The sequence below is a fragment of the Shewanella indica genome (assembly GCF_002836975.1).
GTDB lineage: Bacteria > Pseudomonadota > Gammaproteobacteria > Enterobacterales > Shewanellaceae > Shewanella > Shewanella indica.
Map to the genome: position 1 here is coordinate 94,774 of NZ_NIJK01000006.1, position 24,078 is coordinate 118,851.

At 53.1% G+C, this 24,078-nt stretch carries 24 protein-coding genes and 1 pseudogene; 6 read left to right on the forward strand and 19 right to left on the reverse strand.

Annotated elements, in window-relative coordinates:
- Nucleotides 1–7 precede the first annotated feature (7 nt).
- The 12 genes and pseudogenes from CX650_RS01410 to CX650_RS01475 all read right to left on the reverse strand — a co-directional run.
- Nucleotides 8–415, reverse strand: a pseudogene (locus CX650_RS01410) (M24 family metallopeptidase); the annotation flags it as partial.
- 250 nt (nt 416–665) lie between these two features.
- Nucleotides 666–1,517 (reverse strand): sulfurtransferase, encoded by an 852-nt coding sequence (locus CX650_RS01420; RefSeq protein WP_039032840.1) that lies wholly within the window; start codon nt 1,515–1,517, stop codon nt 666–668.
- A 149-nt stretch (nt 1,518–1,666) separates the two neighbouring features.
- On the reverse strand, nt 1,667–2,125 hold the full coding sequence (locus CX650_RS01425; RefSeq protein WP_039032841.1) for a hypothetical protein: 459 nt from the start codon (nt 2,123–2,125) through the stop codon (nt 1,667–1,669).
- Nucleotides 2,126–2,128: 3 nt separating this feature from the next.
- On the reverse strand, nt 2,129–2,905 hold the full coding sequence (locus tag CX650_RS01430; RefSeq protein WP_101094827.1) for a hypothetical protein: 777 nt from the start codon (nt 2,903–2,905) through the stop codon (nt 2,129–2,131).
- A 130-nt stretch (nt 2,906–3,035) separates the two neighbouring features.
- Nucleotides 3,036–3,254, reverse strand: coding sequence for a DUF6500 family protein (locus CX650_RS01440; RefSeq protein ID WP_039032896.1), 219 nt, complete (start codon nt 3,252–3,254; stop codon nt 3,036–3,038).
- Nucleotides 3,255–3,286: 32 nt separating this feature from the next.
- The gene (locus CX650_RS01445; RefSeq protein ID WP_039032897.1) at nt 3,287–3,649 is read right to left on the reverse strand and encodes an MmcQ/YjbR family DNA-binding protein; all 363 of its coding nucleotides are present in this window, start codon (nt 3,647–3,649) and stop codon (nt 3,287–3,289) included.
- 91 nt (nt 3,650–3,740) lie between these two features.
- Entirely contained in the window at nt 3,741–4,085 is a 345-nt protein-coding gene (locus CX650_RS01450; RefSeq protein ID WP_101094828.1) for a GNAT family N-acetyltransferase, read from the reverse strand.
- Between the two features lie 140 nt (nt 4,086–4,225).
- Entirely contained in the window at nt 4,226–4,417 is a 192-nt protein-coding gene (locus CX650_RS01455; RefSeq protein WP_101094829.1) for a hypothetical protein, read from the reverse strand.
- Nucleotides 4,418–4,475: 58 nt separating this feature from the next.
- The gene (locus CX650_RS01460; protein ID WP_157822978.1) at nt 4,476–5,162 is read right to left on the reverse strand and encodes a hypothetical protein; all 687 of its coding nucleotides are present in this window, start codon (nt 5,160–5,162) and stop codon (nt 4,476–4,478) included.
- A gap of 173 nt (nt 5,163–5,335) precedes the next feature.
- A complete protein-coding gene (locus CX650_RS01465; RefSeq protein WP_167388620.1) occupies nt 5,336–5,851 on the reverse strand; it encodes a M48 metallopeptidase family protein in 516 nt (171 codons plus the stop codon).
- Nucleotides 5,852–5,855: 4 nt separating this feature from the next.
- Nucleotides 5,856–6,293: a DUF3010 family protein gene (locus CX650_RS01470; RefSeq protein WP_039032846.1), complete on the reverse strand. Its 438-nt coding sequence runs from the start codon at nt 6,291–6,293 to the stop codon at nt 5,856–5,858.
- Between the two features lie 47 nt (nt 6,294–6,340).
- The gene (locus CX650_RS01475) at nt 6,341–7,696 is read right to left on the reverse strand and encodes a DEAD/DEAH box helicase (RefSeq protein ID WP_039032847.1); all 1,356 of its coding nucleotides are present in this window, start codon (nt 7,694–7,696) and stop codon (nt 6,341–6,343) included.
- A 231-nt stretch (nt 7,697–7,927) separates the two neighbouring features.
- Between CX650_RS01475 and rssA the strand changes: the two genes are divergently transcribed.
- The 6 genes from rssA to ribA all read left to right on the forward strand — a co-directional run bounded on the left by rssA (nt 7,928) and on the right by ribA (nt 13,992).
- Complete coding sequence (gene rssA, locus CX650_RS01480; protein ID WP_101094831.1) at nt 7,928–8,875, forward strand: patatin-like phospholipase RssA; 948 nt, start codon at nt 7,928–7,930, stop codon at nt 8,873–8,875.
- Between the two features lie 177 nt (nt 8,876–9,052).
- Nucleotides 9,053–9,802: a hypothetical protein gene (locus CX650_RS01485; RefSeq protein WP_101094832.1), complete on the forward strand. Its 750-nt coding sequence runs from the start codon at nt 9,053–9,055 to the stop codon at nt 9,800–9,802.
- Between the two features lie 209 nt (nt 9,803–10,011).
- Nucleotides 10,012–12,129: an anaerobic ribonucleoside-triphosphate reductase gene (nrdD, locus tag CX650_RS01490; RefSeq protein WP_101094833.1), complete on the forward strand. Its 2,118-nt coding sequence runs from the start codon at nt 10,012–10,014 to the stop codon at nt 12,127–12,129.
- A gap of 95 nt (nt 12,130–12,224) precedes the next feature.
- Nucleotides 12,225–12,698, forward strand: a complete 474-nt coding sequence (nrdG, locus tag CX650_RS01495; RefSeq protein WP_101094834.1) for an anaerobic ribonucleoside-triphosphate reductase-activating protein — start codon at nt 12,225–12,227, stop codon at nt 12,696–12,698.
- A 151-nt stretch (nt 12,699–12,849) separates the two neighbouring features.
- The gene (locus tag CX650_RS01500; RefSeq protein WP_039032852.1) at nt 12,850–13,206 is read left to right on the forward strand and encodes a YibL family ribosome-associated protein; all 357 of its coding nucleotides are present in this window, start codon (nt 12,850–12,852) and stop codon (nt 13,204–13,206) included.
- 168 nt (nt 13,207–13,374) lie between these two features.
- The gene (ribA, locus tag CX650_RS01505; protein WP_101094835.1) at nt 13,375–13,992 is read left to right on the forward strand and encodes a GTP cyclohydrolase II; all 618 of its coding nucleotides are present in this window, start codon (nt 13,375–13,377) and stop codon (nt 13,990–13,992) included.
- Nucleotides 13,993–14,933: 941 nt separating this feature from the next.
- Here ribA and CX650_RS01515 read toward each other — a convergent pair.
- From CX650_RS01515 to CX650_RS01545, 7 genes are all read right to left on the reverse strand, one after another.
- A complete protein-coding gene (locus CX650_RS01515; RefSeq protein ID WP_157822979.1) occupies nt 14,934–15,395 on the reverse strand; it encodes a hypothetical protein in 462 nt (153 codons plus the stop codon).
- Between the two features lie 131 nt (nt 15,396–15,526).
- On the reverse strand, nt 15,527–15,877 hold the full coding sequence (locus CX650_RS01520) for a VF530 family protein (RefSeq protein WP_101094837.1): 351 nt from the start codon (nt 15,875–15,877) through the stop codon (nt 15,527–15,529).
- Nucleotides 15,878–16,058: 181 nt separating this feature from the next.
- Nucleotides 16,059–18,428 (reverse strand): S8 family serine peptidase, encoded by a 2,370-nt coding sequence (locus tag CX650_RS01525; RefSeq protein ID WP_101094838.1) that lies wholly within the window; start codon nt 18,426–18,428, stop codon nt 16,059–16,061.
- 543 nt (nt 18,429–18,971) lie between these two features.
- Nucleotides 18,972–19,304, reverse strand: coding sequence for a rhodanese-like domain-containing protein (locus CX650_RS01530; RefSeq protein WP_229800049.1), 333 nt, complete (start codon nt 19,302–19,304; stop codon nt 18,972–18,974).
- A 60-nt stretch (nt 19,305–19,364) separates the two neighbouring features.
- On the reverse strand, nt 19,365–19,580 hold the full coding sequence (locus CX650_RS01535; RefSeq protein ID WP_071475909.1) for a YgaP family membrane protein: 216 nt from the start codon (nt 19,578–19,580) through the stop codon (nt 19,365–19,367).
- 1 nt (nt 19,581) lies between these two features.
- Nucleotides 19,582–22,827 (reverse strand): efflux RND transporter permease subunit, encoded by a 3,246-nt coding sequence (locus CX650_RS01540; RefSeq protein WP_101094840.1) that lies wholly within the window; start codon nt 22,825–22,827, stop codon nt 19,582–19,584.
- Between the two features lie 9 nt (nt 22,828–22,836).
- Nucleotides 22,837–23,862 carry an efflux RND transporter periplasmic adaptor subunit gene (locus CX650_RS01545; RefSeq protein ID WP_101094841.1) on the reverse strand — a complete coding sequence of 342 codons (1,026 nt, stop codon included), beginning with the start codon at nt 23,860–23,862 and terminating at the stop codon, nt 22,837–22,839.
- Nucleotides 23,863–24,078 lie beyond the last annotated feature (216 nt).

Genomic DNA, 24,078 nt, shown 5'->3' on the forward strand with positions numbered 1-24,078 from the left:
CTGTGGTTCAGCGCTCTTCATCTCTGAGGGTCAGCACTTCATAGCCGGTATCTGTCACCAGTATGCTGTGCTCCCACTGGGCCGAGAGTTTTTTATCCCGGGTCACTACTGTCCAGCCATCTTTCTTGGTCTTTATTTTGGCGCCGCCCTGGTTGATCATCGGCTCTATGGTAAAACACATACCGGCTCGCAGTTCCAGGCGTTTGGCCAAAGACGATGCCTGTGGCATCAGGTACATCTTGCTGGAGTCGGCAATAAAACCATCTTTTTTGAGGGTAATATCCAGATTGACAATATCGCTGGCCTTCAGCAACTGCTGCTCCGACTGAACCCCGTGACACACGACTTCATTGACCGAGCTGTTGAGCACATAGGCATAGCCGTATTGGCCCTTGCTGGCCGGGCGCGCCTTAAGGAAAGGGCTTAAGGCTTTCTTTAGACAAGCATAAGCAGCCTTGACTCTCTTTGGGAGGGGGAAGCTGATGGGCGGGACAATGTTAACAAGCCTGCTTGGGGAAGCAGGCTTGAGATTGAGGGGGAAGGTGAAGCTAGAGAAGTGTTTGCTGCTCGCCTTCAGTTGGGCTGAAAGCGAGAGATGGTTTTTAACAGCCCTGATTTTTAACCGCCCTGATATTTAACCGCTTTGGTTTATAACGGCTTTGGTCTTAACTTGTTGCCAGCGGCAGATGGGCCTTGCTGCCCCAGTCGGCCCAGGAGCCATCGTAGAGTATCAGGGCATCGAGGCGTACCTGATAGGCCGCCAGGATCAAAATACAGGCGGTGATCCCTGAGCCGCAACTGAAGATCAAAGGTTTGCCGCTGCGTCTGGCGTCCATGGCACCCAGATGCAGAAAAATCTGCTCCAGTGTCGGCTGAGGTTTCAGGCTGTCGCCCTCCAGCACTTCGGCAAACGGCAGATTCACGGCGCCGGGAATATGGCCGCTGCGCACGCCTTCTCTGGGTTCGGGACTCTGGCCGAGAAAGCGTGAACTGGCCCTGGCATCCAGTATCATGGCCTGCTTGCCTGCCAGGGTATCCAATACCTGGGGGGCGTTACAGACCTTTTCCGCTTGATATTGCCCACAGGCGTTACCGCGCGGAAACCTGGTCGCCGGCTTGTCGGCACAGGGGCGCTGCTCTTTGAGCCATTTGGGCAGACCGCCGTCGAGAACAAACACCTGCTCAAACCCCATGACCTTGAAACACCACCAGCCGCGGGGTGATGAGTAGATACCCTGGTTGTCATAGATGACGACAGTGCTGTCCTGGTCGATGCCGAGCCGCTGCACCAGCTCGGTAAACTGGGCCTGACTCGGCAGGGCGTGTAACTCGCTGGACTGCAGATCTGTGCACTCCCGCTCCAGATCCAGCCGCCGGGCACCGGCAATAAAGCAGGGCTCATCGTAGACTATCGGCTCGCGGCCTATCACCTTGTCCATGCTGGCATCCAAAATGACCAACTTGGGATCAGAAAGATGAGCGGCCAACCACTCGCTGCTTACCAGTGCAGATTGCATCTCGACTCCTTAAAGCTCGGTAATGGCACCAAGCAATGAAACTTGGCCCAAATTACTGGAGCGCTACGGATTTCTCAAGCGGTTACTTTATCAATGGCTAGGTATCTGATGGTTTTATCGCCGTTATGCCGGCATAGACGGTTATGGATTCAGTCTCTGAACTCTTCGTCATAGGCCAGGCCGCTGACATCGGCCAGTTCTTTACCCAGCTCCTGCATGGCGGCCTTGCCCTTACGTCTCAGCAACGTCACTCTCTGACCATCCTTGAGCATCAAGATCAAGTCCCAGTATCTGGGCTCGCCGAAGTGAGGGCAGAGGCAAAATCCGCTGATTTCGGCCAGTGGCACCTTGAGTTGCCCTATGGGGTAGATACTGCGAATGCTGTGCTCCAGCACACAGGTATTTTTGTCTATCAAGATTTTATGGCGACAGAACAACGCGTGCCAGCCGAGTGTTGCCCCCATGGCCCAACCGAGCAGCAATTCAGGGTTAAGCCCGAAATACACCTGTGCCAGAGTCAGCGCCGCCAGCGGCAGGCCGATTAACCAGGTCCAGCGGCCAAACACCAACTCGGCCCTTTGTGAGGAATACTTGTTCCAGTGCGCCATGGCTCAGCTCCCTAAGCGTGTCATCAGCAGTCCGAGCAGGGCAAAAAGCGGCAGCGGCAGTGCCAGTTTCCACATCAGGTGTTGCTCCCAAATGGGCCGGTACTGACTGCTGGATTGACCAGTTTGCGTCGCGGCTTTCAGAGGCTTGGTTTCGGTATGAGGGGATGTTGCGGCCTGGCTCTCGGCCTCCAGCGCCGAATCGCTTGGAGCTGTGTCAAAGGGCACGGCTTTCAACTCGGGCCAGGCAGTGACTTTTTCATAAACTTCAAGTTCATTGACTGCAAGCGGGCCGGCGCAGCCGCGCAAAAAGCCTATCAATGCCAGTGCTTCTGCCAGATCTGTCAGGGTGTGGCGCTGTCCGAGCAGCACCAGCTGTACCCCATTGGGCGTTTGCGCCAGTGGGGTAATATGAATAGAGAGTTGACTGTAGGGCAGGGTTTTGCGGGGCTTGGCTTTTATACGCCACCAGCCGGTGTATTCTTGAATCTCAGCGCTTTTGGGGTTAAACAGCCAACGCCTTCTTACCCCCAAACAGCCAATTGCCAGGGTTAACAACAGCAAGGCCGAGATGGCATGAAATGCCTGTGATTTACCTGTCAGTACCACAGCCATTAAACTTGAGGCCGACAGGGGAACCAGCATGATAAAGCCCCAGATTGTAGCCAGGGTTTGCTGTCTGCCAATAAAGTAGGCTCGCCCATCGGCATCCAGCTTTAAGTGCCAACGAGCGCCACGGGGCAGAGCGCGATATTTTTTGTTTAACTCATCTTCCTTGGACATCAATCAGTTATCCTTTAGCTGAAGTATCAAGCGCCAGATGCAAAATAGGGAAGGGCTTACCCATGGCATCGAGTGCCGAGCGGGAGATCTGTTTAGAGCCTTGGTGTCGGTAGGATCCTGTCACTATAGGTTATTGCCCGGCTTGCACCATTTGCAGAATTTTGCGGGCCTTCTCAAAGTGATCCAGTTTGTGGGTCTGGATCCACCAGCTAGCGGCCTCCATGAGCAACTCGGGATCATCATTCTTGTTGGCAAAGAAGGCATAGAAGGAGACGCCAACATTCTCGCCCTTCTGGGCGATTTTTTGCTGGCAGACATGGATAACTTTTTGTCGCAGGCTGGCACGCATCTTGATTGTTCCCTCAATCTGAAAAGTCATTTTTAGGTGTTTTGCTGTTGCAACTGGGCTTGTTGCGCCTGGGTCAGTTTACTGACAACCAGAGCGTAGGATGCCTCAATCAGGTCACGGAGCATATCCTCGCTGACCTCACCATTCAAGGTTAGCGTGAACCAATGCTGCTTATTCATGTAATAGCCGGGCACTATCGCCTCAAAGCTATCGATCAGTGCCTGTACGTCGGCAGGTTTGGCCTTGAGTGTCACCCTAGGGGGCGTTTCCTGCTCGGCCAGCAGGGCAAACATCTTACCCATGACTTTATAGACTCTGGCTTCAGGACCAAAAGGATAGTCGGCAGTGGCGTTGGGGCATTGCTGTAACAGTTTCTTGAGTTGTGTCAGTGTCATGGCGTTCTCAGTCATTTGGGGGGAGGAGCATGATAATACCGGCTTCAGTCGACGTTTTGTTGAAGGGGAAGGGCATGTCGCAGCCTGGCCTTCAGCCATTGAAGCGTTTACACATAAAATACCTGTCCGGGCTGCCGGGAATTCCACTGACCGAGCCGACAACTTCAAACCCTTGTTTGGCATAAAATGCCGGCGCCTGAAACGACAGAGTGTCGAGCTGCGCAGCCAGACACCCCCGTTTGATTGCCTCTTGCTCGCACAGAGCCATTAAGCGGCTGCCAAGACCTGAACCTCTATGTTCCTTCGCGACCCAAACCACCTCAATCAGCAACTGGCGATAGATGCTGCGGCCACTCACGCCACCAATGAGTTGCCCCTCGGAATCGCGGGCGATGGCGGCCAGGGGTTGACTAAGGAAGGTGGGAACAAGCCCCATGGGTACTCTGCGTCGGCTTACGGACCTGGATGCAAGGCGTGGTTCGCAGCAAATGGCTAATCCTTTGCAAGAAGCACAACACAGCAGGCGGGTCTGTAAGCCACGCCCTTCGGGGCTTTCACAGCAACCGGCTTTCGGCGTTATCCGACTTCGACAGGCCCCGGCATGCCTTCAGTCAGATGCCTTGAACACCAATTGCTGTGCAAGCCAGAGTGCCACGAGGACTTATTTCCACCTTCCTTGCCCATATAGCCGTGATTATAGGTTCTGAGTTTGTCGATAAGCTCATTTTGCAGGTCGTCATCAACTTGCTGTAAAAGGTCAATCTGCATACCGATTTCCTTGAGTTGTTATTGGTTGTTTTGGATTCAGTCTTAATTAAATCCGGGGTCAAGGCTGTTGCTCAAGGTTGAGTGTCGCGTTATCTATCAAAGTCAGATATCCCTGATCTTCGGTCAGTTTGATCAAAACCGACAAGGTAATTTCCTTCACTGGCTTGCTCATCTCATCAAGACCTGCATCAATAGAAAAGCTATATTGGGTAGGTGTCTCGGTATTTATCAATGTTTGTACTTGCTGGAAGCTGTTTATTGCCGTATCAGTGAGTGCCAATTGATAATGATTTTGTGCGGGACTGCTGCTGAAAAGGCCCTCATTTTGGGGGATAACTTGAATAGACTCCAATTTGAGTGGGAAACTATACCGGGATACTCCCTGGCTGGTATCCAGTTCCAGGGTCAGTTCAGTGGCATCAATCTTGAGTTTACCCGGTTCATCGATGAGGATCTGCGATCTGATAACTCGCGGGTTTAATTCGGCAAAATCCTGCTCATCGAAAGAACTCAGGCTGAGCATGGTGCCGAGTGGTATACTGGCACAAGCGTTAATAAAAAATATTACCCCAAGGACTGTTAAACTCCTTCTTATCATAATTATTATTCCCTTTAATACGATATTTATAATGATTTTTTGATGTTGGCACCGCGTCCATCTTTTATTAGTGCGTCGCTCAGTTAGCCATAAAAATGATAGCTTGCCAAGCTTCTTTATCAGCAGATAAGCCGGTTTTATAGACATCAAAATAAATAGTTAAATTCGAAGGAATTCGAAGCAGAGTAACCCTTGCTTCGTCAATCAGTGTGACTTTCCGCTATAGGTATTTGCTTTGTCATAGCGTCACTATCACTAGCATGAACAAGGAACAACAGCTCTGGGAATTAACTGCTATTGTTTGAGGAGCAGGAGGGGATTCAAGCCGGATAAGGGTCTTGATTGGCGTCCAGAAGACTGAGGTAAAGTCTCAACTCAAATTCCAACTGATGATAGTCCGGCTCCATATAGGTGCACAGCTTGTAGAAGGCTTTGTTGTGCTCTTTTTCCTTCAGATGCGCCAGTTCATGTACCACCAATATCCGCAAGAAGGCTTCGGGTGCCCGTTTCAGCCGGGAGGAGATACGGATTTCATTCTTGGTCTTGAGTTTGTGCCCTTGCTTTCGGGCGGCGTAGGTATGCAGCCCCAGCGCCTGATGGCTGAGGCTGAGGCTGATTTTGTCGTCAAAACACACTTTGGCAAGCGGGTTTGATTGACGCAGATAAGTTTGCTTCAGCGCTTGGGTATAGTCCCAAAGCGCTTTATCACTGCGGATCTGGTGTAACTCAGGATGACGTTTTCGCAGGTATTCAGCCAGTTTGCCCGCTTGGTTAAGCTGCTGAACCTGTTGCTTTATCTCGTCGCTGTAGTGGGCCAGATAATCAAAACCGCTCAAGGGCTCAGACCTTCTTGTAGATCCGCATCTGCTGGAAGGCATAAGCGGCTTCAAAGGCATTCTCCTGGAACTTTTTCAGTTCCAGGCCGCTGAAGTCCACTTGTGGTGGATTGCGTTTCAGCTGCTCTTTAATGCTTTGAGGTGTCAGCATTGTTACCGGTAACTTACCCAGTTGAATGGCCGCCTCGAACTTGAAGCTGACAGAGCTGCCGGCCAGCTTACCCTTGTATTCGCGCTCAATAATCACGACGTGTTCGACCTGATAGTCTTCCATCAGCTTATTGAAGGCGAATTGGAATTCTCTAATTGCTTCCTGGCTGGCAGGGTTGCTCAAGGTAAATGAGTGACGGCGGCAATCAGGAACGTTGAATACGTCCCCCTGGGCGCTCAGTAAACAGATGACGGCTTCGCCGCCTTTTAATTCAACCGCACAAACTTTCATGGTATTCCTTGTAGTTCATCATGCCGCACCGGCGGCTAATGTTAATCTTATGATTCGGAGTCGCTTTCATTGCCGTTATTTACTGGAGCGGGTTTACGCCTCATCGGGGCATCGCCCACATCCACCCCGGTAATAAAGCGCTTGTCTCTGCCTGACTTGGCCTTGCCCGGTTTAGCCGCTGTTTTGCTGCGGCCCTTGGGTTTGCTGGCCTTGGTATTCTTGGGTTTGCTGCTCTGGCGTTTGGGATCGGCCAGGCCACTGAATTTGGGTTCGAGCCCCTCCAGGGAACTGAACTCGAAGCGGCGACCGAGAAAGCTCTGCACCTTCTTGAAGTTGAACCAGTCCTTGGGGCCCACCAGAGACAGGGCGTCGCCCTTGGCGCCGGCGCGGCCGGTACGGCCGATACGGTGGACATATTCTTCGGCAAACTTGGGCATGTCGAAGTTGACCACCAAGGAGACGTTCACCAGATCCAGACCGCGGGAGGCCACGTCGGTTGTCACCAGAATTTGCTGCTGGCCGCGGCTGAACTGATCCATTATCTGGTTACGGGCACTTTGGCGCAGTTCACCACTGAGCGCCACCGCGCTGTAGCCTTGTTGCTTGAGCTTTTCGGCTAATCTGTCGGTATCCTGGCGGGTAGCGGTGAATATGATCACCTGACGCTGTTGTTCGCGCTTTAGCAGTTCAATCAGCAGCGTCTCTTTATGATCCAGATGGTCACAGAGGAAAATCCGCTGGTGTATGTCCTGATGCTCGGCATTGGCGGCGCCAATGGCCACATGTTGCGGGTCATTGAGCAAGGTGGCGGCGATATCATTGACCTCTTCATGTTCCAAAGTGGCCGAAAACATCAGGGTTTGCCGCCGTCTATGGTTGGCGGCGTCGTTGATTGCCTTGAGTTGTGGTGCAAAGCCGAGATCCAGCATGCGGTCGGCTTCGTCAAGAATAAGCAGTTCCAGCCCTTCCAGATACAGATGGCGTTGTGACAGGTGATCGGCAATCCGCCCCGGGGTGGCGACGATAAAATGCGGATCCCGCGCCAGCGCCTTGGCCTGATCGTTGAAATTTTCCCCGCCAAGCACACTGATGGCCCGGTACTGGGTATTGGCAACCAGTAGACGCAACTGAGCGTAGACCTGGTTGGCCAGCTCACGGGTCGGCAGGAGTATCAGTACCCTGGGATCGCGCTTGCTGAGCGCCTTGGTGGAGATCACCCTTTGCATCGCCGGCAGCAAAAAGGCCAAGGTTTTCCCCGAGCCCGTCTTGGATGAGGCCATCAGGTCTTTCCCGGCCAGCGCCACGGGAATCGCTTCACGCTGAATCTCTGTGGGCTCATCGATACCCATATGTTTAAGGGTTTGCAGCAGACGCTGATCCAGCGAAAAATCGGAAAAATGCAAAGGTGAAACTCCTCAATAAAAACGACCGCATATTATAACGGCTTTTACGCTGTGGGGCATGTATTTAGTCAATAGAGTGTCGAAATGGTTGCTGACTGGTTTTAAAATGTCTTGAGTTAACCACAACAGGCTCCAGGGATAAAATCTGGAGCAGCTCCGGCTTCGGGTGTATGCTGCTTTGGCTGATTGAGCTTAGGCTGCGTGATTGGTAGAAAATATTAAGGAGAGAGGATGGCGCAGAGTCATGAACCCTGTATCGGAGTTGCTCTTGGAAGCGGCGCCGCCAAAGGATGGGCCCATATAGGTGTACTCAAAGGCTTGGCAGCAATGGGAGTACAGCCAGATAAGGTGGCTGGTTCATCCATAGGTGCCCTGGTCGGCGCGGCTTATGCCAATGAGCGTCTCGAAGAGCTGGAAGACTGGGTGCGCAGTTTTTCCAGCTGGGATGTGTTGGGGTTGATGGATATTAGTTGGGGTAAGGGTGGACTCATCAGTGGTGATAAGGTATTCAGTGCCATTCAAGATCGCATCGGTGATCTCCTGATTGAAGAACTTAAGTATCCTTTTACTGCTGTATCAACCGACCTCTACTCAGGGCAGGAGATCTGGTTCCGTCAGGGGGATTTACGCCAAGCCGTCAGAGCTTCCTGTTCCATGCCGGGGATCATGTCGCCGGTGCGTCAGGGGCATCGCTGGCTGGTGGATGGCGCTGTGGTGAATCCCATTCCTGTGTCTGTGGCCAGAGCTATGGGCGCGAGTTTGGTGATAGGCGTCGATTTGCATGGTCATAGGCGCGAGCAACTGCAAGTGTTGCCGGTGGCGCTTAATAGCGAAGAACCTTCATTGCAGAGTAAAGTGGCGGAACACTCCTCTGAGAGTGGTTTTATGGATCTGTTGGCCAAGGGCAAGGATTATATTTCCGGCCTGACCGACAAGTTTTCTCTCGGCAATAAGGCTGAACCCGGTATGTTGGCTGTGATGTCACAGTCGATGGATATTCTGGAGCAGCGCCACAAGCGCGCGCGTTTAATGGGAGATCCACCGGATATCTGTATTGTACCCAAGGTGTCGGATATAGGCACTATGGAGTTCCACCGTGCCAGTGAAGCCATTGCCGCCGGTGAGAAGGCGGTGCAGCAGGCCTCGCATCTGATTGATGCGGCGTTGGGGCGTCTCTGAAGCAGGCGCTTTTTATTAATGCTTGGTGTGGGCACATTTTCTGCGGTGTGGGCACACTTTCTGCATAGTTCAGCACATCATTAGCATCAAGGCGCTCAAAGGGCGTTTTTCTGACATTTCTCAAGCAATTTTGTCTTAAAAACAACCAATAGAACGTCGATATGACGGAAAACTGACATGCAGCCAATCCATTCTTCTGTGGATCCCAGATTGTCCGGGGTCGATGCCTATGGCGTCAACAATCGTTTGACCAGCGGCAGCGGCCTCTCGGTTGTCGACACTGAAACTGTCAGTGACAACAAAAGCAAGGGCTCAACCTCGGCAAATATAGGGCAGGACAGCATATCTATCTCCAACGATGGTAAAAGAGCCGCGCGGGTGCAGGAGTTGGCCAAGGAGTTTTTCGGCTCAGGCCAGTTCAGCAGTGCCGATTTGCCCAAGCTGTTGGCGCGCCTCGGCGAGGAAGGGCTGTTGTCTGAAAGTCAGATGGCCAAATTGCAGGGCAGTGGCCTGATGGGAGTTGATACCAAGGATAACGTCAGCCTTAAGGAGTTTATTCAAGGCCAGATTGGTTTGCTCAGACAACAGGCCAGCCAAAGCCCTTTGCTCAATGCACTTGAGGGAGCGGACAGTCTGATGGGTAATATGGGGATGATGTATACCCCATCGAGCTCTTTGGCGGCCAACAAGGTGGCGGCTCAGTTGGATGCCGTGCTCAAGGGCGAAAACCAAACTGCCGAGAGCGCAGAGAGCGGCAATGGCAGCAGCAAACTAGCGGCCAAGGGCGACTCCGCACTGCAAGAGCCGCAACTGTTATCCCGGCTCAGTGGTGTCAGCGCGCTGATGCGCACCGCTGCAGCCATGGGCAGCCAGCAGCAGGGCAGTGGGCAAATCAACAGTTATCTGGCCTTGGTAAAGAGGTACTGACTAGCGGCCGTTTGGAGCCCGGTCAAGGGAAAAATCTCCACAAGTTGTGCTCGTCGGCACTAATCCCATAGTGTTGTTCATCCTCATCAATACCATGATCCAGATCATGGTATTGATGAGCGATTTGTCGCTTAATCTCCACATATAGTGCTTGGTTAATAAAACACCACTATATATGGTGTTAAATAAACAACATGGAGATTAAAGAAATGCCGGTAGTGATTAAGCGGGACGGGTGCCGTACTCAGTTCGACGAAACAAGGATAAGGGATGCGGTGCTGGCGGCCTCTAGCCACTGCGGTATAGAAGATGCAGACTATGCGGCCACAGTTGCAGCTTTGGTCACCCAGGCGGTAACCGACAAGGCCGAGGTCAATATCCAGGAGTTGCAGGACAGGGTAGAAAATCTATTGATGGAAGGGCCGTACAAGCAAGTGGCCCGTAGCTACATAGAATATCGTCATGACAGAGATATCTGCCGTGAATCCAGCAGTCGTCTGAATCTGGAGATCCGCGGCCTGGTCGAGCAGAGTAACGCGACCTTGCTCAACGAAAATGCCAATAAAGATTCCAAGGTGATCCCCACCCAGAGGGATCTCCTGGCCGGTATTGTCGCCAAACATTATGCCAAACATCATATCCTGCCCAAGGATGTGGTTGCCGCTCATGAGGCCGGTGAGATCCACTATCACGATCTCGACTATTCACCTTTCTTCCCTATGTTCAACTGTATGCTGATCGATCTCGGTGGCATGTTGACCCAAGGGTTCAAGATGGGCAATGCCGAGATTGAAACGCCAAAATCCATCTCGACTGCCACTGCAGTTACCGCGCAGATCATCGCCCAGGTCGCCAGCCATATTTATGGCGGCACCACAATCAACCGTATAGATGAAGTGTTGGCCCCCTTCGTGGCCAAGAGCTACGACAAGCATTATCAAACGGCGCTCAAGTGGGGGATTACCGATGCCAAGGCGTTTGCCACAGAGCAGACCAAGAAAGAGTGTCACGACGCCTTCCAGTCGCTGGAATATGAGGTCAATACCCTGCATACCGCCAATGGTCAGACGCCTTTTGTTACCTTCGGTTTTGGTTTGGGTACCAGCTGGGAGTCACGGCTGATCCAAGAGTCTATTTTGCGGATCCGTATGGAAGGCCTTGGCAAGAACCGTAAAACAGCGGTTTTCCCCAAGTTGGTGTTTGCCATTCGTGATGGTATTAACCACAAGGTGGGCGACTGCAACTACGATATCAAGCAGTTGGCGCTCGAATGTGCCAGCATTCGCATGTATCCGGATATTCTCAACTATGAGCAGGTGGTCAAGGTTACTGGCTCATTCAAGACTCCTATGGGTTGCCGCAGTTTCCTTGGCACCTATGAGGAAAACGGCGAGCTGCTGCATGAAGGTCGCAACAACTTAGGCGTCGTCAGCCTGAACCTGCCGAGGGTGGCGCTGGAAGCCAAGGGCGATGAAGCCGAGTTTTATCGCATTTTGGATCAAAGGCTGGAAATGGCCCGCAAGGCGCTGGATACCCGCATCGAACGCCTGGCCAATGTCAAGGCCAGAGTGGCGCCTATTCTCTATATGGAAGGGGCTTGCGGCGTGCGCCTGCGCGGTGATGACAACATTGCCGAAATCTTCAAAAATGGCCGAGCTTCCATCTCTCTGGGCTACATTGGCCTGCATGAGACAATCAATGCGCTTTATGGCACAGACACCCATGTGTTTGACGATGAAGCATTGAGGCAGAAAGCGGTTGCCATAGTGGCTCACCTCAAGGCGGCCACTGTGCGTTGGAAAGAGGAAACCGGTTATGGTTTCAGCCTCTATAGCACACCGAGCGAGAGCCTGTGCAGCCGATTTGCCAAGCTGGATGCCAAGCGTTTTGGCCTGGTTGATGGTGTCACCGATAAGGGCTATTACACCAATAGTTTCCATCTGGATGTAGAGAAGAAGGTGAACCCTTACGACAAACTCGATTTCGAACAGCCGTATCCTGAGCTCGCCAATGGGGGGTTCATCTGCTATGGCGAATACCCGAATATGCAGCACAACTTGGAAGCGCTTGAGAATGTCTGGGATTACAGCTATAGCCGGGTGCCTTACTATGGAACCAACACACCGATAGATGAGTGTTACGACTGTGGCTTTACCGGTGAGTTTATCTGTACCAGCAAGGGCTTTACCTGCCCCAAATGTGGTAATCATGAGCCCAGTCGGGTGTCTGTGACCCGCAGGGTTTGCGGTTATCTTGGCAGCCCGGATGCCAGACCCTTTAACCACGGTAAGCAGGAAGAGGTCAAGCGTCGGGTTAAGCACCTCTAACGAAAGGAAGATGTAAAACACTGTGTACTGACGCTTGCATTTTTGCCCCTTTCCCTAAATAAAGGCGCCCCAAGGGGCGCCTTGTGGATATAGCTATGAACTATCATCAGTATTACCCCGTGGATGTGGTCAATGGACCGGGCACCCGGGTAACCCTGTTTGTCTCCGGTTGTGAACATCAGTGCCGGGGTTGTTATAACCAGTCAACCTGGGATCCCCGCTCCGGGCATCCTTTTGACCAGGCGATGTCTGACAGGATTATTGCCGATCTCAATGACAGCCGGATCCCGAGGAGGGGCCTGTCACTTTCAGGTGGCGACCCACTGTTTCCGGGCAATCTTGACGCCATCAAGGCCTTGTTGTTGCGGGTGCGCGACGAATGCCCGGGAAAGGATGTCTGGCTCTGGACTGGTTATCGTCTCGATGAGCTTAGTCCTGAGCAGCGGGAATTGCTCGGGCTTATTCATGTGTTGGTGGATGGTAAATTTGTGCAGGAGCAAGCGGACCCCTCATTGAAGTTTCGCGGTTCGGCCAATCAGGTGATACACCTGCTCAAAGACCCTCAATAAGTACAAAAGTGAAAACTGGTTAACACAATTGCTTTTCCCTGCTAAAAAACCCCGTCACCTGAGCTTGAGTTGCTGTTATACTTCTGTCCGGCACATTTACGGCAACCAGGCCGTCCATTCTCAGGGTGCCGGGATTTTGTAAGGTAACAGAATGAATTTGAAGCAGGAGCTGCAACAGCTCAACGATAAGCTGGATCAGTATCGCCGTAAATTGGCCGCCGCAGAGCAACGTGGCGATGGTCCTATCATTGCCCAGTTTCAGCGGGAAATCGCCGCCGTCAGTAAGCGGATTGCAGCCATCAAGGGGCAGCAGAGTCGTCAGCTTGGCAAACAGGGGCAGTCTATTCGCGATCTGCCGTTTAGCCGTGCACTCACCAAGGCCGAACAGGCCGATATGGGCAAGCTCAAAAAGTCGGTTCGGGGGTTGGTCGTTGTGCATCCCATGACAGCGCTGGGCAGAGAAATGGGCATTACTGCCGTTACCGGGTTTGCACCCAAGGCATTTTAACTGCCGCTGTGACAGCAAATAATAACCAATGAATTCACTTGGGTATTCCGGTCGGTGGTAAAAACGCATAAAATGACCGGCCTGAGTACTGAGCGCGCTTCACTATTATCTTGATTTTGAAGGATGTTAACCGTCTCAGGGAATGAGAGCAGTCGTTAAGGTTAATTCATGTCTATTAAATTTATCGCCACCGCCAAATTGCCAACCCCTTGGGGGGTGTTTGCCATGCATGGTTTCGAGGATACCGAAACCGGTAAAGAGCATGTGGCGCTGACTTTTGGTGAGCTCCAAGCCGATAAACCCATGCTGGGACGGATCCATTCGGAATGTCTCACCGGAGATGCCCTGTTCAGCCTGCGCTGTGACTGCGGCTTTCAACTGCAGACCGCGATGCAAAATGTCGCTGAAGCCGGCCAGGGCTTTATTCTCTACCTACGTCAGGAAGGTCGTGGCATTGGGCTGTTGAACAAAATTCGAGCCTACGAGTTGCAGGACGATGGCGCCAATACAGTGGAAGCCAACGAGCGCCTGGGCTTTCCGGCCGATATGCGCAAGTACGATATGATTGCGCCCATGCTGGAAAAAATCGGTGTTCATAAGGTTAGGTTGATGACCAATAATCCGCGCAAGGTGCAGGCGATGAAAGATATCGGCATGGAAGTCGTCGAGCGGGTACCGCTGCAGGTTGGCAAAAACCGTTACAACGAAGCCTACCTCAAGACCAAATCTACTGAGCTTGGTCATATGATGTCTGAATATCATTTCACTGAAGGTCACCAGGACTGAGTCGGCAAAGATGAAGTCACCGGGGAAAGCATCAACCCAAGTTGGTTTATTGAGTGTGTCTTCCCTGGGGCTTTTGCTGCTTGCAGCGCCAATCAATGCTCAAGAGTCTCCCGGCCACGCTCGGCCACCGGACAACTCCCACTATGCCTTTGGCAGCTATCTTGGCAGTGGGGTCTATCGCGCATCCGAGCAGGATGCCACAGTCATCAGCTTACCGCTGGACTTTACGTTGGAGCAGAGTGAGGACTCGGAGTTCTTGCTGCGCCTGCCTATCTCTGTAGGCTTTTTCAACTACAGCCTTGAAGATGCCGGTGAATTTGAACTGCCTTCCAGTGTTGGTACCTTAACCGTGACCCCCGGCTTTGAAAAGCGTTGGCGTCTGGATGAAAACTGGCGCATGGAGGCCTATGGCGATCTCGGTTTTGGCAGTAATTTCGATCNAAAAGCGTTGGCGTCTGGATGAAAACTGGCGCATGGAGGCCTATGGCGATCTCGGTTTTGGCAGTAATTTCGATCAAGGCGGTAATGTCGCCATCATGGCAGCCGGCATCAGTGGCTTACGTCATTTTGAACTGCGGCAGGCAGATTCTTTGTGGGTGACCCGGTTGAAATTTGCCGCCTACAGTGAACGGGCGTTCAGCATTAGCCAGAGCTTTTCCGTATTGCAAACCGGGGTAGATATCGGCTTGCCTTATCACTGGTCCTGGCAGGGGTTACAGATGCAGCCCAGGGTGTTTGCTTTAGGTTACTGGTATTTTGACCAGTTGCAGTTTGCCGGCGACCTCAACCAGGACACCTTGGTGTCCGGCAGTATTGAAATAGGTGCTACCCTGGCCCTTGCCAAGCCCGTACTTGGCATAGACAGATTGGGGCTCAGTTACCGCAGTGGTGATGGGCTGGAGATCTGGCGCCTGTTGTTCAGCATGCCCATCTGAGCGGCATCAGCCCTCAGTGGCGGCGTTCTTGTCCTGGCGGGCTTTCTCTTTGATCAAGGCGACCAGTTGACCACTGACGGCGGTAATCTGATCCTGCAGCAATTTACGCTTTATCTCGGCGGCCTCTGAGTCATCACCATTCAGTTGCCGTAGCTCCTGCTGCAACTCTTTGAGCTTGTCCTGCAGCTCTTTAATCTTCTTGTCAATTTCAGACATACCCGAGGTATCTTCCTCGGCGGCTTCCTGCGCTTCTGAGGTTTGCGCCGAATTATTTCTGTGCAACTGACCGCCCACATCATCCGCCAGTGCTTTGCGACCGGCAGAAGAAATATTCACTTTATCCTGGCTGTCGGGACTTGTGGCGGCGCTTTCTTTGGCTGTGTCCTTGGCGACCACAGTGACTTCACTCAGGCTGCGGGGACCTGTTCCTTGAGTGGCGAGTTGACCTAAGCCTGCAATGTTCATCATTAAACTCCCTGGCGGCTTCTATTCGTGCTGATAGTCGATAACTGCTTATCGGCTGCATAGAGAAAGACTTTAGCAACTTTGAGGCAAAATTGTTTAAAAATATAGCGGGTTGCGTGCTGTATCAGGCCTGGTTAGTCGGTTTTTTTGCCCCAGATATGGGCATTGGTCTGAGGTTTTTCGGCACAGGTTTGTTTGGCCGGTTTTTCCCGTGTTGCCGGGGTTGAACTGCCCAGCAGGTGAGGCGGAATGGGCAAGCGCTTACTGGTCAGATAGAGGCGTTCCAGTTTTTCCCTGGCCCATTGAGTCTTTCGCAAAAAGGTCAGGCTCGATTTAAGGCTGGGATCATGGCTGAAGCAGCGCACTTTTATCCTTTGTGCCAGGCCATCAAAACCGTACTGCTCCACCATTTCTGTGAGTATCGCCTTGAGGGTCAAGCCGTGCAGGGGATCTTTGTTGGTTTGAGGGGAGTTGGAAGCTGTCATCAATGGGCCTTGGTATCAATAGAAACGGCGTCAGTATAACCGAGAAGCGTTTCAAAAGCCTTGCAAAAAGGTCGAAAAAGTCGCGTCAAACAGTCCGGCAGATGCATGCTCGGCAGCCATTCAGTCAAGGGAAACCATCGAGAGAGGAAAAAGGGGCCGTAGCGGCCCCTTGAAAGAGAGATTACTTAAAGTGCAGTGACCAGCTGTCGATGTAGCCTAGGTCACGGCGACCCGAGTCGACGGCCTTGAGCAACCAGGTACCACTGGACTCGACACCTGTCATATCGACCGAATAGCTCTGGTTGATATTGTCGGTGCCTTTGCCTGTGTTGTCGTGCAGCACGGCAATCCGGCCATTGGGGCTGTGCAGTTCAATCTGCAGATCACCAATGTAAGGATGCACTATGCTGACATCCACAGTGACCACACCCGAATCACCGCTGCGGCTGACACTGATGGGGCTGGTAATGCCAGTGCTGTTGTTGTCGGGAATATCGATATTGTCACCATTGGTGTAACTCGCTGCGCCACCTGGATTTGTGCTGCTTGAGCCTGTGTAGCTAGCCACCAGGCTGGCACCGCTGAAGCTGCTGTAACCGCGAACCATCACATAGTAAGTACCGGCTTGAGGGCTGTTGACCGAACAGCTTTCAGTGTTGCCGCTTTTCCAGGGGCGACAATCGAAGCTGCTGGTGGTTGGAGCCGCGCCGTACTGCATGTAAAGATCGGCATCACCAGTGCCGCCACTCAGGTTGAAGCTGAGATTGGAAGCGCCGGCAGGCACATCGAGGAAGAAGTGCAGTTCATCGTCTTTGGCACCGCTTAGGTTGTTGACTGCCACACCGTTTTCCAACTGACCATCGCTTGGTGTGCCGGGATCGCTCGGGCCATTACAGGAGGCATCCAGGTATTCCTTGGCGGCCACGGCATTGACCAAACCATAGCCGGTGCGATCGTCACGGCCGGGCACATCCAGATCTTCGGCGGTAGCTTTCAGTGCCTGACGCACCTGGGCGGCGCTACACTCAGTGTGATAGCTCCATACCAGAGTCGCGATGCCGGATACGTGTGGCGTCGCCATGGAAGTACCGTTGTAGTACTCATAGTCCTCGCCAATGGTGTTGGATACGCTGGCCTGCTGACCGATTTGGTTACGCAGCGCCAGACCGGTTTCACGGTCTACCGATACAGATGCCTTGGTCAATTCAGTGTTTGAGTCCACCAAGAAGGGGTTTTGCAGTCCGGGCAGAGTGCTGTTGGAGTAGACAATAGTCGCTGCTGCACCGGCGTTGTTACAGGCGCGAACCGCATTGATCTCGGGATAACCGGCACCTTGGTTTTCCAGACGCTGCACCAAACAGACTTTGCCCGTCATGTTGCCGCAGTTGTAGTTGCCGCCGCTGGTGTCACACTCGGCCAGTTCGCCGCCGGCACTGGCGCTGATGGGCGAGGGCACATAGTTGCTGCCCGATGGTACAAAGCGGTTGTGAGGCACCACGCCTTCGGCAAACAGCGACTGACCGGCAATGACAATATCAGCCAGGCGTCCTTCACCGCGAGTCACGGTTGAGAGGATAGCTTCACCCGGGCCGGAGATTTCGACCTGATTGGTATACTGTGAAAAGGCCGAGTGGTCTTTATTGCTGTCGACCGAGGCCACAGACATTACCGCATCATAGGAAGCCGGGTAGCTGTGGGTATTGTTGCCGGCATTACCGGCTGCAGCAATCAAGAGCACGCCGTTGTTAAAGTGGTTGGTCATGGCATTGCGCTCAGTGGTGCTGGATCCTGAGCCACCCAGGCTCATGGTGACCACATTGGCGCCATTGTTGACACAGGTATCCACGGCAGATACCAGTGACGAGGAGTAACCCCAACCTGACTCGTTGAATACCTTGATAACATGGATATTGGCGTTCTGATTGGGCATCACCCCAACTACGCCTTCATTATTGGCGATGGCGGCTATGGTGCCGGCAACGTGGGTTCCGTGGGCATTGTTATTGCCCGGCTCGAACCAGTTTCCGGTACCTGAGTTGTTGGTACCTGTGACATTGTTGCCACTGAGATCCTGGTGAGCACGATCATAGCCGGAGTCTATGATACATATGGTGCGATTACCGCTGAGGTTATCGGCCAACTGACTCGCGCCGACATAGGTTTGCCCCCAGGGCGTGGTTTCACTCAACAAGCGGCGGGGCATATCTTCTTCGACATATTCCACATCGGTGCGGGCACGTAGCGCCTTGAGTCCGGGGCTATCCAACTTGACGCTGTAGCTGTGGCTGCGACCAATGCGCTTCATTTCGCGAGCCTTAACGCCGTTAAGCGCTCTGTGCTGGCCGAATACCTGATTTAGTTCGCTTTGACCATTTAAGGTTTGCAGGCCGTTGTTGTCTTTGAACTTAACGATATAGCGTTTGGGCAGGGGCGACTGCTGTGACAGATCATTGGCTTGAGGCTGGAAAGGTGCACCATGAACACTGGCAGAAACTGCCAGAGCCAGCATGGACAGACTCAGGGCCAGCTGCTTATTTGTTATTTTTTTCATACTTGTCTTCCGTGTAACAGATCTTGGTTTATTGTCCTCGGGCACTTCAGCGTTCACTGAAATGACCCTTTTGCAATCTACCGTCACGAAAAAACCATGTAAAACAAATGTTAGCTGTATGGCATTCTGATTTCGTTTTGCTGTATTTCATTTTTTGTGAATAAAAATTCAGCCAAGCGTTTAGTGTTACCAAATGTATCATTGTCTGATGCATGAAGTTTTGCCGGTTTTGAATAAGGCTGGATGCGAGGTTAGATAGGGTTGTAAGCTGTGAGATATGTGTAGTTTATTGATTTGTATGTTTAATTGTGCTAGTTATTCCAATTTATCATAAGCAATTACTTTTAAGAATAATGGTTGCAAAAAGGATACTTTAGTATGAGTTAAAGGCGGTTTTTTGACTGGAAGTGCATTTTTGACGCTTGTTCGTTATCTTTGGTTTCTGGTGTTTGTTAATTTTTTGTGTTGACTGTTTTGTAAAAAGGCCCACTTGAGTGGGCCTGGTTGCATGAGTGGCACAATACTTAATGGCTATCTGGTCAGCTAGTTGCCGGCGCTGGCCTTGAGGCTATCATAGCCGCCACCATTGTAGACTTCCTGATAACCGGCTTTTTCCAGTGATTCTTTGGCAATGCCTGAGCGGCGACCGCTACGGCAGTAGACAACCACAGGGGTGTCCTTGGCAATGCCCAGTTTGGCAAAAGCTTCGGCTATCTGCTCAAAGGGGATATTAACCGCCTCTGGCAGATGTCCCTCGGCGTATTCCTCCGGGGTTCTGACATCCACCAGCATGGCGCCCTGGGCGACCTTGGTCAGTGCCACCTCGGGAACCATCTGCTCGGCGCGAACGCTGAGGCTCAGCAATAGACCAAACATCAGAGTCGTTAGCCACAGGAAATGGCGCTGGGTACGGGTTATTATCTTCACTTGCATTCCTTATTCAGTGGCCTTGGCCTGTTCAGCCTCCGTTTTCATACCGAATTTACGCATCAGCATGCTGGCAGGACAAAAGCCGGTAAAAGCACTTTGGAATAGGTTAGCGCCAACAAACAGAGTTAGCCATACAAAATTGTGATGGACAGTGGCGGTTAACAGTAATGACAACATCACCATAAATCCGGCAAAGGCCATAGTGGCACGTTCTACAGACATTTTAAGCTCCTTTGGCCACCTGGGCCTGGTTGATCACTGAGTCGATGCGCTTGCGCATCAGGGCATAGTAAAGTACCGGGATCACCACTAATGTCAGCAGGGTGGAGATCAGGATCCCGAAGATAAGGCTGATGGCCAGACCGTTGAAGATAGGGTCATCCAGAATAAACATGGCGCCTATCATGGCCGCGAGGGCGGTGAGCATAATAGGTTTGGCCCGCACGGCGCCGGAGTGAATGACCGCCTGTTCAAATGGCACTCCTGCAGCGGTTTCCTGGTTGATAAAGTCCACCAGGAGTATGGAGTTACGCACTATGATCCCCGCCAGCGCTATCATGCCTATCATGGAGGTGGCGGTGAACTGGGCGCCGAGCAAGGCGTGCCCCGGCATGACCCCGATAATGGTCAAGGGGATAGGCGCCATAATGATCAGCGGTACCAGATAGGAACGGAAGTGAGCCACTACCAGGAGATAGATGGCAATCATGCCGACCCCATAGGCCAGGCCCATATCACGGAAGGTTTCATAGGTGATCTTCCACTCGCCATCCCAGAGTACGCTGATGGCATCCAGACCATCGGGTTGGCTGAAATAATGCTGGTTGAAGCCAAGGCCACCTTCTGAGTCGATATCCGCCGCCATTTCAAACATGCCGTACAGTGGGCTGTCGAGCGGCCCGGCCATGTCGGCAATCACCATGATCATCGGGATCATGTTTTTGTGAATGATGGGCGCGTCTATCTGCCCCTTGCGGATTGTCACCAATTCGGCCACGGGCACAGTGCCGCCATGGAGGCTGTCGAGGCGCAGATTAAGCACTGAAGTCAAATCCAGTTTGTCGGCCTCCGGCAGTTCCAGGCGAATGGGCACCGGGCGTTTCTGCATCGGCTTATGCAGCACATTGATATCCTTGCCGCCGACAGCGGTGGCCACCAGATCCACTATGTTGGCGTAGGGTACGCCCAGCAGACTGGCCTTGCTGCGGTCGATAAGTACCTGCCATTTCTGCTGTGCCGCCGGCAGGAAGATATCGATATCCACCACATCCTCGGTCGTCTGGAACAGGGACTGCAGTTCTCTGGCCGCCTGCTGGCGAATATCCTGGCTGGGGCCATAGACCTCGGCCACAATCGGCGACCACACAGGTGGGCCGGGGGGCACTTCCACCACTTTGACATTGGCGTTGAAGCCCCGGGCGATTTGCTGCAGCGGGCCGCGTACTGCCAGGGCTATGCTGTGGCTGTCTCTGTCCCTGTGCTGTTTGTCACTGAGATTGACCTGAATATCGCCAAGCTCCTGACTGTTGCGGACAAAGTAATGCCTGACCAGGCCGTTGAAGTTGATCGGGGCATGGGTGCCGGCATAGAGCTGCAGATGCTGCACTTCGGGTACAGTCACAAGATAATCGGACAAGGCCTTGAGGACTTTTTCCGTCTGCTCTACCGGCGTGCCTTCCGGCATATCCACCATCACCTGGAATTCGCTCTTGTTGTCGAAGGGCAACATCTTGAGCACCACCAACTGGCCAACGGGCAGGGCAACGGCCATGCCTATCAGCACAAACACGCCGGCCGCCATGCCTACTCGGGCCTTGCGGCTCTCGAGGAATGGCTTGATAAGCCGGGTAAACAGCTTGAGCATTACAGGGCTGGCGTTGTCGCTATGCCCCTCGCCACCCTTGTGTCTGAGTAGTTTGTGACTGAGCCAGGGAGTGACCACAAAGGCCACCGCCAGGGAGATCAACATGCCCATGCTGGCGTTGATGGGAATAGGGCTCATATAGGGGCCCATCAGCCCCGAGACAAAGGCCATCGGCAGCAATGCCGCAATAACGGTAAAGGTCGCCAGAATGGTGGGGCCACCCACTTCATCCACGGCAGCGGGAATGAGTTCACTCAGGCTGCGTTTGCCCATGGCCATATGGCGGTGGATGTTTTCCACCACGACTATGGCATCGTCCACCAAAATACCTATGGAGAAGATCAGTGCAAACAGGGATACCCGGTTGAGGGTAAAGCCCCAGGCCCAGGAGGCGAAAAGGGTAATCGCCAGGGTAATGACAATCGCCACACCCACCACCAGTGCCTCGCGCATTCCCATGGTGAACACCACCAGGATAACCACAGCGGCGGTTGCAAAGATCAACTTGAAGATCAGAGTGTTGGACTTGTCAGCCGCCGTCACGCCATAGTTGCGCGACACGGTGACATTGACATTGTCCGGAATAAGCAGGTTACGGCTCTTTTCCACCTTGGCAAGGATTGCATCGGCGACATCCACGGCGTTTTCACCCGGTTGTTTGCCTATGGCTATGGTCACTGCCGGAAAGACGCCTTTAGCTTCTGCTTCGGCGCTGTGACCGTTCTGATGCCAGGCGCCATAGAGGGGCACGTCGGCCTTGAGGCTGATATCGGCAATATCACTGAGGAAGACAGGGGCGGCCTTGCCTTGGCTGTCATTGTGCACCGCGACCACCAGTTGCTGCACATCCTCCAGCGAACGCAGGAACTGGCCGGTCTGCACCTTGATCTCCTGGTTATCCTGCACCAGAGACACGGGCATGGAGACCGCATTGTTGGCGCCGAGCGCCCGGTTGATGGCATCGAAGCTGACACCATAAAAACTCATTTTGGCCGGATTGATGCGCACATTGAGCACCAACTCATGGGACCCCATGGACTCGACATCTCGGGTGCCGGGAATGCGTTTGAGTTCGGTTTCGAGCCCATGGGCCACATGAGTCAGTTGCTGAGCCGAGACACCGGGATCCTCTGACCAGAGAGTCAGGCTGACAATGGGCACATCGTCTATGCCCATGGGTTTTATCAAGGGATCGCCCACACCCGCGGCTCTGGGCAGCTTGTCCAGGTTGGAATAGATTTGATTGTAGAGTTTGACTATCGCCTCGTTGCGGGGCACACCCACCTCAAAGATGACGATGATCATCGCGCCATCGGGCTGCGAGAAGGAGTAGAGGGTATCTATGCCTTTTATCTGTGAGATCACTTCTTCTGCCGGCAGGGTCACCAGCTGCTCGACTTCGGTCGGTGTGGCGCCGGGGAAGGGGATAAACACATCGGCAAAGGTCACATCTATCTGAGGCTCTTCCTCCTTGGGAGTGACCATAATGGCAAACATCCCCAGCAACAAGCCCAGCAGGGCCAGGAGCGGCGTAATGGCACTGAGCTGGAAACTGGCGGCAATGCGGCCGGAGATGCCGGTGTTATTTTCGCTGTGATTAGCCATGAGTTCCCCTTACTTGGCCTGGCGCTGCTCGAGCAGCAACTGATAGGCGTTGGCGGCGACTATGTCTCCGGCTTCGAGTCCTGCCAGTATGGTCACGCCATCGTCACGCACATCTCCCAGACGTACCTGTTGCAGGACAAAGTTATCGCCGCGCTTGAGGTAGACGGCCGACAGCTCATTGACGCTGTAAAGCGCTTCTTTGGGTAGCACTATCTCCTGGCGTTTGTCTATGGCAAAGCGCACCTTGACGAAACTGCCGGGCAGCAGATCGCCTGTGTTGGTCGGCAGTGGCAGTCTCACCTGAAAGGCACGGCTCTGTTCATCACTGAAACCAAAGACCTTGGGGGTGGTAACGTCAAAACTGCGGCCATCGGCTAGGATAACCGTCATCTTGTCTGTGGCTTTGGCGGCTTGAAGAAAACGCTGTGGCAGTTGCATCACCACCCGCATCTCATCGTCGGCAAAACCGGACAGGAGCGGCTGACCGGGAGCGACCGTCTCTCCCTCTTCCACATGTCTGGCCGTGACTATGCCAGCGTATGGTGCGCTGACGACTGTGTATTTCAGTGATTCTTTTGCCTGAATGATCCTCGCCTTGGCCGCGCTGGCCGCTTGGGAGGCTGACTTGGCATTGGCTATGGCCTGATCCATTTGGCCGCGGGAAATCGCGCCCTTGGGAAACAGTTCCTGATAGCGCTTGAGCGTCAGCTGCGCTTCGGTATCCAAGGCTCTGGCTCTGGCGTATTCCGCCTCGGCTGCCGCCAGGGACGCGCCTTGCTCTTCACTGGTGATCTCAAGCAGCGCCGCCCCGGCGGGGACTCGGTCGTTGACATCAAAGTAAAGCTTGAGGATCCGTCCCGAGGTCTGGGCCGACACGGTTGCGGCCTTGACCGCCTCGAGCCTGCCATCCAGGGTCAGCAATTGGGAGTGCTCTGTCTGGCGGACAGTCACTGTGGCCGGCTCGGCTGCCTTAACGGGTTGAATGAGCAGCAGCGCGGGCAGTAACAGGGTCAATACTGGCGTTATTCTGGGCATGGAACTGTTCTCAAAAAAACATCTATGAGAAAATTCTAATGAATAAGGTGGTCGCCTGCAACTATTATTAGACAAATATGATTAAATAAGAGGTGGCTTGAGTAACTGACCAGACCTTGAATACCCAGCCCAGAATATACACAGCCAGAATACAGATACGAAAACAGGCGGCCTTGGCCACCTGTTTATATTGAAAAATCCACTTCAGGTTTGCGC